The 13,294-nt window shown below is 38.2% G+C and carries 17 protein-coding genes; 16 read left to right on the top strand and 1 reads right to left on the bottom strand.

Annotated features, from left to right (window positions below; translation table 11 throughout):
- Positions 1-35: 35 nt before the first annotated feature.
- Positions 36-809 (top strand): hypothetical protein, encoded by a 774-nt coding sequence (locus ACFOY7_RS05090; protein ID WP_390250034.1) that lies wholly within the window; start codon positions 36-38, stop codon positions 807-809.
- 47 nt (positions 810-856) lie between these two features.
- The gene (locus ACFOY7_RS05085) at positions 857-1,114 is read left to right on the top strand and encodes a hypothetical protein (RefSeq protein WP_390250032.1); all 258 of its coding nucleotides are present in this window, start codon (positions 857-859) and stop codon (positions 1,112-1,114) included.
- A gap of 198 nt (positions 1,115-1,312) precedes the next feature.
- On the opposite strand, the gene ACFOY7_RS05080 is transcribed toward ACFOY7_RS05085, so the two are convergent.
- On the bottom strand, positions 1,313-2,452 hold the full coding sequence (locus tag ACFOY7_RS05080; RefSeq protein WP_390250030.1) for a DUF2264 domain-containing protein: 1,140 nt from the start codon (positions 2,450-2,452) through the stop codon (positions 1,313-1,315).
- A 299-nt stretch (positions 2,453-2,751) separates the two neighbouring features.
- Between ACFOY7_RS05080 and ACFOY7_RS05075 the strand changes: the two genes are divergently transcribed.
- The 14 genes from ACFOY7_RS05075 to ACFOY7_RS05010 all read left to right on the top strand — a co-directional run bounded on the left by ACFOY7_RS05075 (position 2,752) and on the right by ACFOY7_RS05010 (position 13,284).
- Positions 2,752-2,997, top strand: coding sequence for a hypothetical protein (locus ACFOY7_RS05075; RefSeq protein ID WP_390250028.1), 246 nt, complete (start codon positions 2,752-2,754; stop codon positions 2,995-2,997).
- The gene (locus tag ACFOY7_RS05070) at positions 2,994-5,072 is read left to right on the top strand and encodes a LuxR C-terminal-related transcriptional regulator (protein WP_390250026.1); all 2,079 of its coding nucleotides are present in this window, start codon (positions 2,994-2,996) and stop codon (positions 5,070-5,072) included. The genes ACFOY7_RS05075 and ACFOY7_RS05070 overlap by 4 nt, the downstream gene beginning before the upstream one ends.
- Before the next feature lie 257 nt (positions 5,073-5,329).
- Positions 5,330-5,722, top strand: a complete 393-nt coding sequence (locus tag ACFOY7_RS05065; RefSeq protein WP_390250025.1) for a DUF192 domain-containing protein — start codon at positions 5,330-5,332, stop codon at positions 5,720-5,722.
- 31 nt (positions 5,723-5,753) lie between these two features.
- A complete protein-coding gene (locus tag ACFOY7_RS05060) occupies positions 5,754-5,939 on the top strand; it encodes a Flp family type IVb pilin (RefSeq protein WP_390250023.1) in 186 nt (61 codons plus the stop codon).
- A gap of 45 nt (positions 5,940-5,984) precedes the next feature.
- Positions 5,985-6,173: a Flp family type IVb pilin gene (locus tag ACFOY7_RS05055; RefSeq protein WP_390250021.1), complete on the top strand. Its 189-nt coding sequence runs from the start codon at positions 5,985-5,987 to the stop codon at positions 6,171-6,173.
- A 44-nt stretch (positions 6,174-6,217) separates the two neighbouring features.
- Positions 6,218-6,406, top strand: coding sequence for a Flp family type IVb pilin (locus ACFOY7_RS05050; protein ID WP_390250019.1), 189 nt, complete (start codon positions 6,218-6,220; stop codon positions 6,404-6,406).
- A gap of 75 nt (positions 6,407-6,481) precedes the next feature.
- A complete protein-coding gene (locus tag ACFOY7_RS05045; RefSeq protein WP_390250017.1) occupies positions 6,482-6,985 on the top strand; it encodes an A24 family peptidase in 504 nt (167 codons plus the stop codon).
- Positions 6,982-7,365 carry a TadE/TadG family type IV pilus assembly protein gene (locus ACFOY7_RS05040; protein WP_390250015.1) on the top strand — a complete coding sequence of 128 codons (384 nt, stop codon included), beginning with the start codon at positions 6,982-6,984 and terminating at the stop codon, positions 7,363-7,365. The genes ACFOY7_RS05045 and ACFOY7_RS05040 overlap by 4 nt, the downstream gene beginning before the upstream one ends.
- 5 nt (positions 7,366-7,370) lie before the next feature.
- Complete coding sequence (locus tag ACFOY7_RS05035) at positions 7,371-8,285, top strand: pilus assembly protein TadG-related protein (protein ID WP_390250013.1); 915 nt, start codon at positions 7,371-7,373, stop codon at positions 8,283-8,285.
- 12 nt (positions 8,286-8,297) lie between these two features.
- Positions 8,298-9,209 (top strand): Flp pilus assembly protein CpaB, encoded by a 912-nt coding sequence (gene cpaB / locus ACFOY7_RS05030; RefSeq protein WP_390250011.1) that lies wholly within the window; start codon positions 8,298-8,300, stop codon positions 9,207-9,209.
- Positions 9,210-9,227: 18 nt separating this feature from the next.
- Entirely contained in the window at positions 9,228-10,025 is a 798-nt protein-coding gene (locus ACFOY7_RS05025) for an AAA family ATPase (protein WP_390250009.1), read from the top strand.
- Entirely contained in the window at positions 10,022-11,437 is a 1,416-nt protein-coding gene (locus ACFOY7_RS05020) for a CpaF family protein (protein ID WP_390250007.1), read from the top strand. The genes ACFOY7_RS05025 and ACFOY7_RS05020 overlap by 4 nt, the downstream gene beginning before the upstream one ends.
- Positions 11,438-11,440: 3 nt before the next feature.
- On the top strand, positions 11,441-12,364 hold the full coding sequence (locus tag ACFOY7_RS05015) for a type II secretion system F family protein (protein ID WP_390250005.1): 924 nt from the start codon (positions 11,441-11,443) through the stop codon (positions 12,362-12,364).
- A gap of 2 nt (positions 12,365-12,366) precedes the next feature.
- Positions 12,367-13,284, top strand: a complete 918-nt coding sequence (locus ACFOY7_RS05010; protein WP_390250003.1) for a type II secretion system F family protein — start codon at positions 12,367-12,369, stop codon at positions 13,282-13,284.
- The last annotated feature ends 10 nt before the right edge of the window (positions 13,285-13,294 follow it).

The raw sequence follows: 13,294 nt of genomic DNA, 5'->3' as shown, positions 1-13,294 counted from the left end.
ATCAGGAATTTTTCAAAAAAAGGGGGAAGTGACATTTGGTAAATACAAGCGAGAAAGATATGGATGCTTTGCTTGAACAGGTTCATTCCTTACACAAGAAGGCGGTTGCAGGCAATACAAACGCTGTTCAAGATACCCATCAATTATTGGAACAATTACGATCCAACTATCCTAACCAGCCGATCCTCGATGCCTATCATGGCAGTACAATGCTTTTGATTGCCCGGGATGAAACAAAACCTCTTGATAAATTGAGGTGGGCGCAAACAGGACTGGAGCTGCTGGATGAGGCGGTAAATGCCGACCCTCATAACACTGTCATCAGATTAATACGCGGCAAGTCTTCCTTCAGGTTACCTGAAAAACATTTTCAACGTGCTCAAACAACAATTGAAGATTATACCTTTGTAATGGACGAGGAAAGGCGTGGAAATGGGTTTCTTGACAAGCAGCTATACTGGCAGCTGATGTACGAACTTGGTGAGCTTCATTATAAAATTGATCAAAAACAGACAGCAATTGATTATTGGAAGAGACTAAAGCAAGAAACATCGAATGCCGATTTTCAACGGCTTCTTCATTTAAAACTGATGCAAATAGAAGGAAAAGAGTATGTTGACCCTGATCCTACTCCCGAAATGAAGAGCCCAATATCTATTTTAATAAGTAAGGCTGCACGTGCTACAGGGAATGAACTCCAATATTGGGCAGAACAAAGAAAGTTAGCAAAAGAAGAACGTGCAGAAGAGGAAGAACCTGGTCCGAGAAATTACATCAGAAAAAGAAGGAAGAAAAGATGGAGTTATTAAAGCCTGCATCCATTTAATTATTTACCTTTGTAAAGGTGGTGAGACATTTGGAAAAACCAAATTTAAAAAGGCTTGCTGAGGATTTGAAAGAACAATCCAAGCCTATTATATCAGCAGCCTTGATCAATGGTGCTACCCATATCAGTAATAAAATGAATGATGCAGTAAGTGATGTAAATCAGTCTCCTAAGGTCCTGCTAAGAAGGATTTCAACTACGTTGAGAAATGGCGCCATGTTAGTTGGATCAGAAATAATGGCGAATAGTACAGAGATTATCAGGAAAGATCGTAAGAGAGATCGATAAGAAACGAACAAGGAAGAAGTTTAATGATCTGTACAACACTTAAAATGGTAGAAAATACTTTAAATAGAAATACCCGCATGGAAATTAATCATTCATCTCCATGCGGGTTTTATTTTCACCGGAAAATTAGCGAAGAAAACATTTTTAAAACTTTCTCCAATCTACACTAGCTGCTCTGGGTTTTATAAAGATAATTAATTATATGAGTGCACTATCGATGGCAATACGTTTCCCTGACCATGCTCTCTTCGTTGTCCATTCTTCTTCCCCTTGCCAAAAGGCGTCATCCACAGGTAACCCTAATGGCAGGAATACGGCAGCACACAAATATAAGCTGCCAGTAGAAATATAAGGTTCACCTAATTCTGGTTGGTGACCGCATAGGCCGATTTTCAACCAACCATTCTCATCGAATGTTCCCGGCATTTCAATTAATCGTTTAATGACAGCAGTTAATGCACACCGAACCTGTGCTGGTTTAAGACTATCATCCAGCCTATGCTGCAAAGCCATCTGTGCTAGATGTTGAAATGCCCCAAAACGATAAGCGATCGACCTTCCCACAATAGGAAAAGTACCTTCTGGTGAAATACTTCTTTCTTGAATGACAGCATATCTAATAGCCCGCTCATGAATTTTAGTTTGTAATATTTCCCAATCCGGGGATATTTCAGCAACAGAATCAATTATATCAACAATCATAGGCTGGATGACAAAGCTGTTATAATAATCCGCATGAAACGCTGGGCCATCTCCATACACTCCATCCCCTACATACCATTGCTCGTGTTGTTTTAATGCATAGTCAATCCTCATCTGGTCATAGTCTTCACCTAACATTAGTAATGACGTTTCAATCATTGCCGCAAACAATAACCAGTTATTAAACACCGGTTTTCTTGTTCGTGTTTGTTTTAATGCTTTAATGACATTATTTCTAACACTTGGTTCTAAGTTATGGATCAGTTCATCAGGCGCCCGTAATAAAGCATGAGCAAGGAAAGCTGTATCAACAATAGGCTGGAGCCCCTCAGTAAAATTCATATAGTCTGGTGATTGAGGATCTGTTGCCTCTTTAAGCCCATGTCTAATTAGATCAGCATACTTCTTTCTTAATAATCCTTCCTCACCGTCGACTGGACCATTCTCAATCCATGGTGCCATACCGCATATCAGTCTTGAAAATGCCTCCAAATGGCTGTAGACTGGGCGGTCCTCCAAAATTCCTTCCACTGGCATTTGCTGTTTAAGTTGCCCGTTTGCCAGGGAATGAAGAACTGGATCAGCTATCTTAAGCATTGTTGTTATCCAATATTCCCGATCACTGTTATCAAACATATTTTCTCACTCCCTTAACTGAAATTACCGTTTCTGAAAAAAGCCCTCATAATTACCCTAACTTGTCCCCTAAAGTGAAACGCTTTCTATAATGAATTATATATAACTAATCTCACAGAGTAAAATCAGAATTACCCAAAAGATTTACCATATAATGTTGAAAATCTACCATTATTACCGATATAGTGCTGTTATTTTAAAAATGGGAATAATAGGGGATATGATTTCTTATTCCATATAAGATATTATAAGTTTATCCGATCATGAAGAGGATATATAGTTAGAGAGGAGGAGTGTCGATGAGGGGGAAGGAAATGTTTGCACTACAGTTGGAATGTACCATGTTATTTCAGTCGAATCCATATATGAATGAGACAGTAGAAGGTATTGTTACGCTTCTCGGAAGTCAAAAAGAGAAAATTTTGCCTGTAATTGAATCTCTTGTAAAACAAGGTATCATCCAAAACCTTAGTGATAATGATATACCACGTTACAGTTATTGCGAGCCAGCAATAAATCCAATGGGTGAAATGGAGAAAGCATGAGCAAGAATATACACTTACTACAAGAGTTACAGGCAATGTACGCAGAGAAATACCGACTTTGTTTGTTTACAACAGATATGCAAAAAAATATTATGATAGATGTAATGGGTCAGAATACTTTATTTGAAACGTTGCATCATCAATTTAATATTTTCCAAGAAGTTGCAGACATTCACTATGAAACATGGAGTATTAATAAACCGGTTGTCTACGATATCTGGCCAGGTGTGTATGCAATTATTACTCCTGTTCATATAGATGATGGCCGTTCTTTCTATATTTGGTCAGGCTTTTTTATATCACAAGGCACTGAGGAGCTAGTTCGGGAACGGATAAATAATCCGGACATTAATTGGGATGAGGTAACAGTGCTGAATAATGAAACGAAAAGCAATCTATTAGAAGACATGAAAACAATGGCTGAGATAGCTGCTTTATGTCTTCAAGAAATAGATGAAACCGAGTTTTATCAAAAGAAAATTAAACTGTTTCAACAGATTGCCAATAAGAAGACAATTGGTGATCTTTTGGACAGTTTTATCGCCATTCACCCTGAGCTCGATTTCTTAGGGGCAGCCTCCAAGTATGATGAAGATAATTTTAAAATTATTAGTACCGTTGGAGAGAAAATGAATGTATTAACAGGGACAACGGTTGCCCCGGGAGAGGGTTTATTAGGGCGTGTCCTAGTAACCAATCATTATGAGTTTTGGGAAAGAACAGACAAAGATCCCCGCACCTCTTTATTTCATAAAGAATCCATTCATCCGAAATCTCTTTTCTGTTTTCCCATTAAACAGGAAGATGAGTTTGATATGCTATTATTTGGAGGTAGTTTTAAAACAGAGACTTTTTCTAATAAATCAGCTGAACTGATCAGGTTATTAATGACAATATTTGAAGTGGGATACTTAGTAAAGACTTTACAAAAGGAAAACACCCACCTTATAACACGCTCACAAGCATTGACAGAGATTGGAAAATTATTGACAACAACGCCTGACTACAAGCGAATTATTTACATATTAGTTGATATTAGTATGAATTTGGTAGAGGGGCTTTTCTCATTTGTTGTATTAAAGGAATCGCAAACTGGAGCAATGAAATTAATTTCAAGGGGTCAGGCAGATGGGATGGAAGAATATGCCCAAGAAGCAGCCAAACGGTACTATCATGCAGAAGAAGTCAGGCAATCTCCATCCGTGAGAGAAATTCAATCGGGACATACGGTAATTGAGTGTCCTATATTTCATCGAGACAAACTGCTAGGGGTATTATGTGTAGGAATGAGGGAAAATGAAGAAATAATAGATGAACATCTCCACTTCTTGCAAACACTGTCCATCATGGGAGGCGTGTCCCTTCAATTATTGGCACAGGAAGAAGATGGTACAGAAGATAAGCAAATACACGCACTTTTTAAAGCAGTAAAACACTTTGATGAAGCTAAGTACAGGAAAATGAAAGAAGCAGAACAACTCGCTTTTGAATTTTCCTCTATTCAAGGTTTTGCTTTGCCGATGCTTAAGACTATCACGAATGCTTGTCGATTATCCTATTATTCACCTGATTTTATAAGGGAGATTCTTCCCGACAGTAAAGTAGCGGAAATTCTCGAGACAGGAGAGGCGCTTCTAAATGGGAGTAATTCTTTATCCTGGGAGGATGCAAGCATCTGCGCACAGGTATATGCACTCGTCATAACATATGTGGAGGATAAAAGTACCGATGTATATAAAAACAGAGAGAATGGAATAGCTGCAGAGTTCGATACATTTCTTAATGAAACGAAATTTAAGGAAGTAGAGCTCACATTATCACCAGAAGAGGTAATCGCAGAACAAAAAATAGAATCGATAGAGAGTACGATTAAGGAACTCAATTTATCTCCCAGAGAACAAGAAGTGTTGGATTTAGTCATCCAGGGAAACAATAACAAAGAAATTGCCGAACAGCTTTATATCAGTAATCACACCGTAAAAAATCATGTAACGAAGATCTTCCAAAAGCTTGAAGTTCCAGACCGCGCTCATGCTATTTCAAAAGTATATCAATTAAAACATCAATCCAGTTAACCTCCTGTCAGCCTAGGAGGTTTTTTTCTGTTTACTAGAAGAGGCGTTTCGGTTGATGGTCACAGCCCCATATCCACCCACTATTTAAACATTCCTATTCATTCCTATAAGGTTTTACTATTCCTATAGAAAAAATACGCAACTAACACCGGATAGGACAGGATTCCTATTCGATCCTTTGCTGTCATAACAGGAATGGTGGGGGATATTTTTATTCATGATTTCAATGCATAATAAGGACATGAGTTGGTCAGCAAATGCAATGCCAACCAAATAGAATGAGGAGGTGCAGAACCATTCAACTAATCAATTTCCATACGGATCAGGTAATTGCTGCGGATGTTAAAAAGGCTTACTCCTTCTGGAGGAGATTTAAAGGCTTAATGGGGACAAAGAGTCTGCCAGAAAATTCCGGCCTTCATATAAAGCCTTGCACATCAATCCATACGTTCAATATGAAGTACAGCATTGATATTATCTATTTAAATAAAAACGATGAGATTGTTGGAATCGAAGAAGAGCTAGAGCGTGGGAAAATCGGAAAAAGATTTCCCAATACAACATCAGTTATTGAACTTCCGGCAGGCACTATTAAACGCACTTCATTATTCATTGGTAACAAGGTAGCATTTGAAGGATTCAACGATTAAAAATATAAAAATAAAAGGTGGAATATATAATATGTTAAACAAAATCAAAGGTTTATTTATATCAGAAAAAGGACAAGGCATGACAGAATACGGTTTAATTTTAGGTCTAATCGCAATTGGAGCAATTGCAGCACTAGTTATAGCAGGGGATGAAATCTCCGGTTTATTCAACGGCTTCCAAGGAATCTTTGACAGACCGACAACAACTACACCATAAGCAAAGAACTAAACAAAATTAAAACAAATGAGGAGAGAAAACAACATGATAAACAAGATAAAAGGCTTATTTATATCAGAAAAAGGACAAGGCATGACAGAATATGGTTTAATTTTAGGTCTTATCGCCATCGGAGCAATTGCAGCACTAGTTATAGCAGGGGATGAAATCTCTGGTTTATTTAACGGCTTCCAAGGAATTTTTGACAGACCGACAACAACAACTACACCATAAGCAAAAAACTAACAAAATTAAAACAAATGAGGAGAGAAAACAACATGATAAACAAAATTAAAGGCTTATTCATATCAGAAAAAGGACAAGGTATGACAGAATACGGATTAATTTTAGGTCTTATCGCCATCGGAGCAATTGCTGCATTAGTAATTGCAGGGGATGAAATCTCCGGTTTATTTAACGGCTTCCAAGGGATCTTTGACAGACCAGCGACAACAACTACACCGTAATAGATAGTAATTGATACTAAATGGCTGCCTTTAAATACACTTAGGCAGCCATCTTTTAAGAAAATCAAATCTCAAATGAAAGGATGGACGATGATGATTGATATTTTTCTCCTTATCATCTTAGCAATCTGTGTGATTACAGATCTAAAAAGCAGAATGATTTACAACAAGGTTATATTTCCTGCACTTTTACTAACTTTCATCTACCAGTTCACAACAGGGGGCTGGGAATCACTTAGCCATTCTTTCATTGGCTTTTTGATTGGCTTTGCTCTATTGCTTATCCCCTATTTTTTGGGAGGCATTGGTGCAGGGGACGTAAAGTTATTAGGATTAATTGGAGCAATGAAGGGTGCCATTTTTGTGTTTCAGTCATTTATATATATCGCTCTTCTTGGGGCCGTCATTGCAGTATTTATTCTATTATTTCGCAGTGAGTTATGGAAGTCGATTTATCGTTATGTCCTTTACAAACAGAGCTTTAACCAGGGAGTGTTAACCGGCACTTACCCATATGGGGTAGCAATTGCCGGCGGGGTAATGATTCAGATGCTCATGCAAGGAGGTACTCTTCTATGAAACGTATGTTACGAAAAGAAAATGGTCAATCATTAGTAGAATTTGCTCTAGTCATCCCGCTCTTTCTTATGTTAGTTGTGGGAATGATTGATTTTGGCGGTTTACTATATACCAATTTACAGATGGAAATGGTAACTCAAGAGGCGACCAGAATAGCTGGGTTAGGACAAAATGATACGATGATTCGCACCTATGCTGAGGGACAGTTTCAAGGTAATTCAGAATCATTAACTATCACCATTTCTCCGGATGAAGCCAATAGAAGTTCTGGAGAATATGTAACGGTAACCTTATCCTATCCGACTGAATTCCTCCATTTACTAGGGGACTTTGCTATACCGGTCGCGCTCGAATCTAGTTCTACCATCCGAGTGGAGTGAATCAAATGAAAACAATATTAGATAATTTATATAAAAATGAAAAAGGAAATGTACTGTTTCTAGCTGCTGCTGCCCTTGGCGTCATGCTCTTCATGGCGGGTTTGGTTATCGATGGGGGAAACCTTTTCATGAAAAAGAGCCATCTCCAGAAGACAGCTAACGCGGCGGCACTTTCAGGCGCACAGGAATTGCCTTTATCACAGGAATCTGTGAATCAAATAGTGAATGATGTGTTGAGTTCCCATAATGAATCAGAAAGCTTACTGGAGATTGTTTATGGGGAGAATTTTTCGGTAAATGTCGTACTGGAAAAAGACGTCCCACTATTTTTTTTCGCATTATTCGGAAAAGAATCAATTTCTATCCAGGTAAATGCGAAAGCCGGATTAAAGACGATGAGTTCTACAAATGGTGTTGTACCGTTGGGAATTAATGAATCCATAAATCTGGAATATGGAAAAACTTATCCGCTGAAGGTTGGACCCGGAGATTCTGTGGAAGGTTTTTTTGGAATTTTAGCTTTGGAGAAAAAGGGTGCCAAATCCTATGGGGAAACATTGAAATATGGTTATCTGGAAAACATCAGCATTGGGGAGACCTTTTTAGTTCAGACCGGAAATATTAGCGGCCCCACACAGGAGGGTATCCAATATCGTATGGATCGATGTCCGTATCCGGAAGGCCAGTATTATCATCGAGATTGTGCAAGGGTAGTAACAATAATCGTTTATAAACTGACAAGTGATAACAGCATGGTGGAAGTAACCGGTTTTGCTTACTTTTATGTTACAGAAAACCTAAATAGTAATGGGGAAATAAACGGAATTTTTATTAAACGGACAGGTCCGGGTACAACAGGTGACTTAAATGGAAAATCACCTGTTGACCGAGGTGCCTATGTTGTTACTTTAATGGAGTAAGGATGGGAAAAGATGAAACCAAAAAAACTACTATTATTAGCCATTCTTTCAGGCTTAATTACTACGATTTTATTTTATCTATTAATCAATCAATCAAGCACAGCTGCCGTACCGGAAACAGAAGAAATAAATAAAGTACAGGTTGTTGTCTCAGCAGAGGATATTTCTATTGGCCAAAAAATAACGAGTGACATGCTCACCTTACAAGAGATACCGGAAGATCAGGTGCACAACAATGCTGCTTTGAATATAGAGGAAGTTGTTGATCACTATGCCACTTCTGATATCAAGCAAGGTGAAGTGATTATGAATCACCGCATTCAATTATTAGAAGAAGAAAAAGAAGTTGTATCAAAAAAGATACAAGAAGGTTATCGGGCTGTATCCATAAATGTTGACTATGTCACAGGTATTTCCAACCTGATCCAACCTGGTGACCATGTAGACGTAGTCCTAAGCACCTTAGAACCAGTTACGACAGAGATTATTCTAGAGCGTATGCATGTATTAGCTGTTGGAGAGCGTATGGTGGAGAAAAAGGAAGATGGAACAGAAGAATACTACCAGGCAGTTACGTTAGAGTTAACGCAAGAAGATACTGTAAAAATCATTGATGCACGTCAAAAGGGTGTTTTACAGCTGGCATTGTATAGTAAGTCAGAACCAATAGAAGAAATGAGTGAAGTGAATCCTACTAACGAAAAGCATGAAGAAATAGATAAAGCAGCTAGTACTGCGATTAAATCACATATAAGAACAGCACCAAATATGAAAGCATCCGTTCTATCGATTGTTGACCAGGGAACGGTATTGAAAGTGACAGATAAACAGGTAACGGAAGGTATAACCTGGTATGAAGTCGAAACAACGGACCAGTCAAAAGGATGGATTAGCGGCCGTATCCTACTGTTTATAGAAGAATAATTGAAAGAAGGTGTACTGGTGGAAAACAAACCAAAAATGACGGTCGTTTGCAGCCCAGTTGGTGGAACCGGGAAAACTATGATCGCTGTAAACCTTGCTGTGGCATTGGCGAATAAGGGTGAAGATGTTTCTTTAATCGATAGTGATTTACAATTTGGTGATGTCGCCATGACATTAAACCTCCATCCGGCAAAAACATTAAAAGAATTGGCAGAGAACGATCACGCGGAAAATGCTGCCTTCTATTTTGTAAAGCACGAATCAGGTCTAAATGTATTAGCAGCACCTACCAGGCCTGAATATGCGGAAATCATCACACCTGCCTTTTTTAATGAGACGGTAGCTTCCCTACGGAGTAACTCAGTTCATTTAATTATCGATACTGCTGCAGGCTTAAATGAAATTAATCTCGAATTAATGGAGAATGCAGATAAAATTGTCGTTGTTACTACCCCAAACATGCATGTTTTGAAGAATACAAAATTAATGATAGAAACATTGCAAGCATTGGGACAGAAGGATAAATTAACCTTAATTGTAAATAAATCAAGTATCACCACTGCTGTTACATTAGACCAGATTCCTGTTTTAACAGAAACAGAATCAGTATTTTACCTTCCATATGATGAGAAGCATGTAAATGAATCGATGGATATGGGAATACCTCTTGTCACTCAGTTTCCGAAACTTGAAGTAACAAAAAAACTGAACGAGATAATGGATGTACCAAATGGAAAGAAACGAAAGAAGGATTCCGTCTTTCATCACTATGTATCTAAAATAATCCCGCGCAGATTGGAAGGTGATAATGGATGAGTTTGTTGGAAAGATTGCAATCAAAGAATCAGCCTATCGATGAACCGGTCACAGCAGATGGCCCTTTACTGCAAAAGGTAAAGGCTGTTGAAACCGTATCGAAACCAATATCCAAACCAGCATCAACCGTTAAAAAGAAAAGCACTGATCAAAGTCAGGCAACAGAATATCGTGAATTAAAGAATCTTATCTATAAATATATCCTTCGAGAACGCAAAGAGGAAGATGTAGAAGAAATCATCGCAGACTTAGATACTATCATTAAAGATATTTTAGAAGAAAATGAAGAATTCAAAACATTGAAAGACTGGAAATCAATTAAAGAAGAAATTACGAATGATTTAACTGGTTATGGACCGATTAATCCATTATTAAATGATGAGAGTGTATCAGAGGTTATGGTTAACGGGCCTTTCCAAGTATATGCAGAGCGTAATGGAAGACTGCAATTAACCGACATTACTTTTCGGGATAATGACCATGTGATGACAGTATTAGAGAAGATTGTTGCACCGCTTGGCAGAAGAATTGATGAAAGCAGTCCAATGGTTGATGCACGGTTGCAGGATGGCTCAAGGGTGAATGCAATCATTCCACCTTTGGCACTAAATGGTCCAACCATTACGATTCGTAAATTCTCTAAGGATCCTTTCACCGTACAAGATTTAATTCGCTTTGGAACAATGACGGAAGAAATGGCTGAATTTCTGAAAGCCTGTGTGGAATCGAAGTTAAATATGTTTGTAAGCGGGGGTACTGGTTCCGGGAAAACAACGACATTAAATGTACTGTCATCCTTCATTTCTAATGAAGATCGTATCGTAACCATTGAAGATGCGGCTGAGCTGCAATTAGGTCAGGAGCATGTGGTTTCATTAGAGACACGTCCGCCTAATATTGAAGGAAATGGTGCTATCTCCATTCGTGATCTTGTTCGTAACTCCCTTCGTATGCGTCCCGAACGAATTGTCATTGGAGAGGTACGTGGCGGAGAAGCATTAGACATGCTTCAAGCAATGAACACAGGACATGATGGTTCATTAGCGACAGGACATGCCAATAGCCCGCGTGATATGATTGCAAGACTGGAAACGATGGTATTAATGGCTGGAATGGAGCTTCCGGTTAGAGCTATTCGCGAGCAAATAGCCGGAGCATTAGATGTGATTGTACAGCAATCCCGTTTAAAGGACGGATCAAGAAGAATAACGAATATCACAGAAGTGCAAGGAATGGAAGGTGATGTTATTGTCTTGCAGGACATCTTCGCCTTTAAACAATTCGGTGTTGACGAGAATGGAAAAATAATAGGAAATCTGCTGCCAACAGGCATTCGTCCGAAGTTTTATGAAAAAATGGAAAGCGAAGGGATTCATCTGCCAGCGTCTATCTTTACGGTAAAGGGGCAATAACCTATGAAATTAATCATCTTTTTTTCCTTATTTGTTACCGTTTTTATCACGTTGATTGTCGTATTTCCTTTGAGGAAATTATCAAACGGAGATAAGGAAACTAATCCGTCTTTACTGCAGCTGTTAAAGAGTGGGAATAGCAAATTAAAATCCCTTTTAATGACGAAAAAAATCCCGAAAAAAAAGAATAGCAAACTTGCTACTCGAATAAGTATTGCTGGTTTACCAATAAAGCCAGAAGAATTAATTGCTTTCCAGTGGATGAGTGCATTAATTGCTGCAGGAACGTTCTATTTACTATCCAATCAAGTCATTTTAGCAATGGTCGGCATGATTATTGGCTATGTCATTCCAAATATTTGGTTAAAACAAAAAGAGCAAAAGAGAATAAAGCAGTTTAATGAAGAACTCCCTAACATGCTTACATCGATTATTAGTTCACTAAGAGCAGGATTCAGCTTTGTGCAAGCATTACAGCTAGTTGCAGAAGAAGCAAATTCACCTATTAAAGAAGAAGTGGAAACATTGCTGAAATCGATGCAGTATGGTACAAGCTTGGAGGATGCGATGCTGGAATGGAAAAATCGTATACCTAGTAATGACCTGGGTCTGCTGATAGAAGCTATTTTAATCCAGAGACAGGTTGGGGGAAATCTTGCATATTTATTAGGAAAAATAGTAGAAACGACCAGAGAGCGAAAAAAACTCCAAAACCAAGTCAAGTCTTTAACTGCACAGGGGAAATTATCAGGAATTGTGATCAGTGCTCTTCCTGTTGTATTAGGTCTAATAATCTATGTTATTAATCCAGAGTATATCATGACATTATTTAACCATCCAATTGGGCAAATCTTGTTGGGAGCAGCTTTGGTTGGAGGAATAATTGGATTTCTATTAGTACGAAAAATAACAACGATCGAGGTGTAACAATGGTAGCAGTAGTTAGTAGTTTCTTTTTATTTATTAGTTTGTTAACCTACACGCTTCTTATCCTATTAACAGCAAAAAGAAGCCATATTAGAAACAGAGTAGAAACTTATTTTGTCGCGCAAGCTACAGCTGGATCTGTTGAGTTGGAACAGGAAGAGGCCTCCTTTTTAACACGAGTGATCACACCTGTCTGGGGAAACTTCCAGAAAAGGTTTACGAAGAGGATAGGAAAAGAAGAAGCTTACAAGTTGGAAACATTGCTGTTACAGGCAGGACAGCCATTCCACTTAAACCCTGTTAAATTTAAAGCAGTTCAATTTTTAATAGGTATTATCCTTCCAGTAATCGGTTTAAGTTATTCAGTATTAATAGGCTTCTCATTTAATGTTTCCTTGTTAATTATCATTATTTGTTTAGGGATCGCTATTATTTCCCCTAAACGTTTTCTAAAGGCAAGAGCAGAAAAGCGCAGTAAGCAAGCCATCAAGGAATTGCCAGATTTGCTGGATTTGTTAACAATCAGCTTAGAAGCAGGTCTTGGATTTGATGCCGCCTTAAATCAGGTTGTTGCCAAAAAAGATGGAATTCTTGCAGAAGAGTTTAAAACGGTATTAGAAGAAATGCGATTAGGTAAAACAAGAAAAGAGGCATTAATTGGTCTTTCCGATAGAGTAATCTCTGAAGAGTTAAGGACGTTTGTATCCAGTATTATTCAAGCCGAGAAACTTGGGGTAGGAATGGTATCCGTATTACGGGTTCAAACAGAAGACTTGCGATTAAGCAGAAAACAAAAAGCAGAAGAAAAGGCGATGAAAGCACCGATAAAAATGATGTTCCCATTGGTACTATTTATTTTCCCAACATTATTTATCATTCTTTTGGGACCTGCCATTCTTCAATTGATGGAAAACTTTTAATGTCACGCGT

Source organism: Gracilibacillus xinjiangensis (assembly GCF_042651765.1).
In the GTDB taxonomy this organism is placed as follows: domain Bacteria; phylum Bacillota; class Bacilli; order Bacillales; family Amphibacillaceae; genus Gracilibacillus; species Gracilibacillus xinjiangensis.
The sequence above is the reverse complement of the archived record's forward strand: the minus strand, read 5'-3'. Positions and strand labels throughout refer to the sequence as shown.

Excerpts from the sequence above, each read along its gene's own strand:
- ACFOY7_RS05080 (WP_390250030.1), bottom strand. The coding sequence starts at position 2,452 with ATGTTTGATAACAGTGATCGGGAATATTGGATAACAACAATGCTTAAG.
- ACFOY7_RS05075 (WP_390250028.1), top strand. The coding sequence starts at position 2,752 with ATGAGGGGGAAGGAAATGTTTGCACTACAGTTGGAATGTACCATGTTA.
- ACFOY7_RS05070 (WP_390250026.1), top strand. The coding sequence starts at position 2,994 with ATGAGCAAGAATATACACTTACTACAAGAGTTACAGGCAATGTACGCA.
- ACFOY7_RS05065 (WP_390250025.1), top strand. The coding sequence starts at position 5,330 with ATGCAATGCCAACCAAATAGAATGAGGAGGTGCAGAACCATTCAACTA.
- ACFOY7_RS05060 (WP_390250023.1), top strand. The coding sequence starts at position 5,754 with ATGTTAAACAAAATCAAAGGTTTATTTATATCAGAAAAAGGACAAGGC.
- ACFOY7_RS05055 (WP_390250021.1), top strand. The coding sequence starts at position 5,985 with ATGATAAACAAGATAAAAGGCTTATTTATATCAGAAAAAGGACAAGGC.
- ACFOY7_RS05050 (WP_390250019.1), top strand. The coding sequence starts at position 6,218 with ATGATAAACAAAATTAAAGGCTTATTCATATCAGAAAAAGGACAAGGT.
- ACFOY7_RS05045 (WP_390250017.1), top strand. The coding sequence starts at position 6,482 with ATGAAAGGATGGACGATGATGATTGATATTTTTCTCCTTATCATCTTA.
- ACFOY7_RS05040 (WP_390250015.1), top strand. The coding sequence starts at position 6,982 with ATGAAACGTATGTTACGAAAAGAAAATGGTCAATCATTAGTAGAATTT.
- ACFOY7_RS05035 (WP_390250013.1), top strand. The coding sequence starts at position 7,371 with ATGAAAACAATATTAGATAATTTATATAAAAATGAAAAAGGAAATGTA.
- cpaB (WP_390250011.1), top strand. The coding sequence starts at position 8,298 with ATGAAACCAAAAAAACTACTATTATTAGCCATTCTTTCAGGCTTAATT.
- ACFOY7_RS05020 (WP_390250007.1), top strand. The coding sequence starts at position 10,022 with ATGAGTTTGTTGGAAAGATTGCAATCAAAGAATCAGCCTATCGATGAA.
- ACFOY7_RS05015 (WP_390250005.1), top strand. The coding sequence starts at position 11,441 with ATGAAATTAATCATCTTTTTTTCCTTATTTGTTACCGTTTTTATCACG.
- ACFOY7_RS05010 (WP_390250003.1), top strand. The coding sequence starts at position 12,367 with ATGGTAGCAGTAGTTAGTAGTTTCTTTTTATTTATTAGTTTGTTAACC.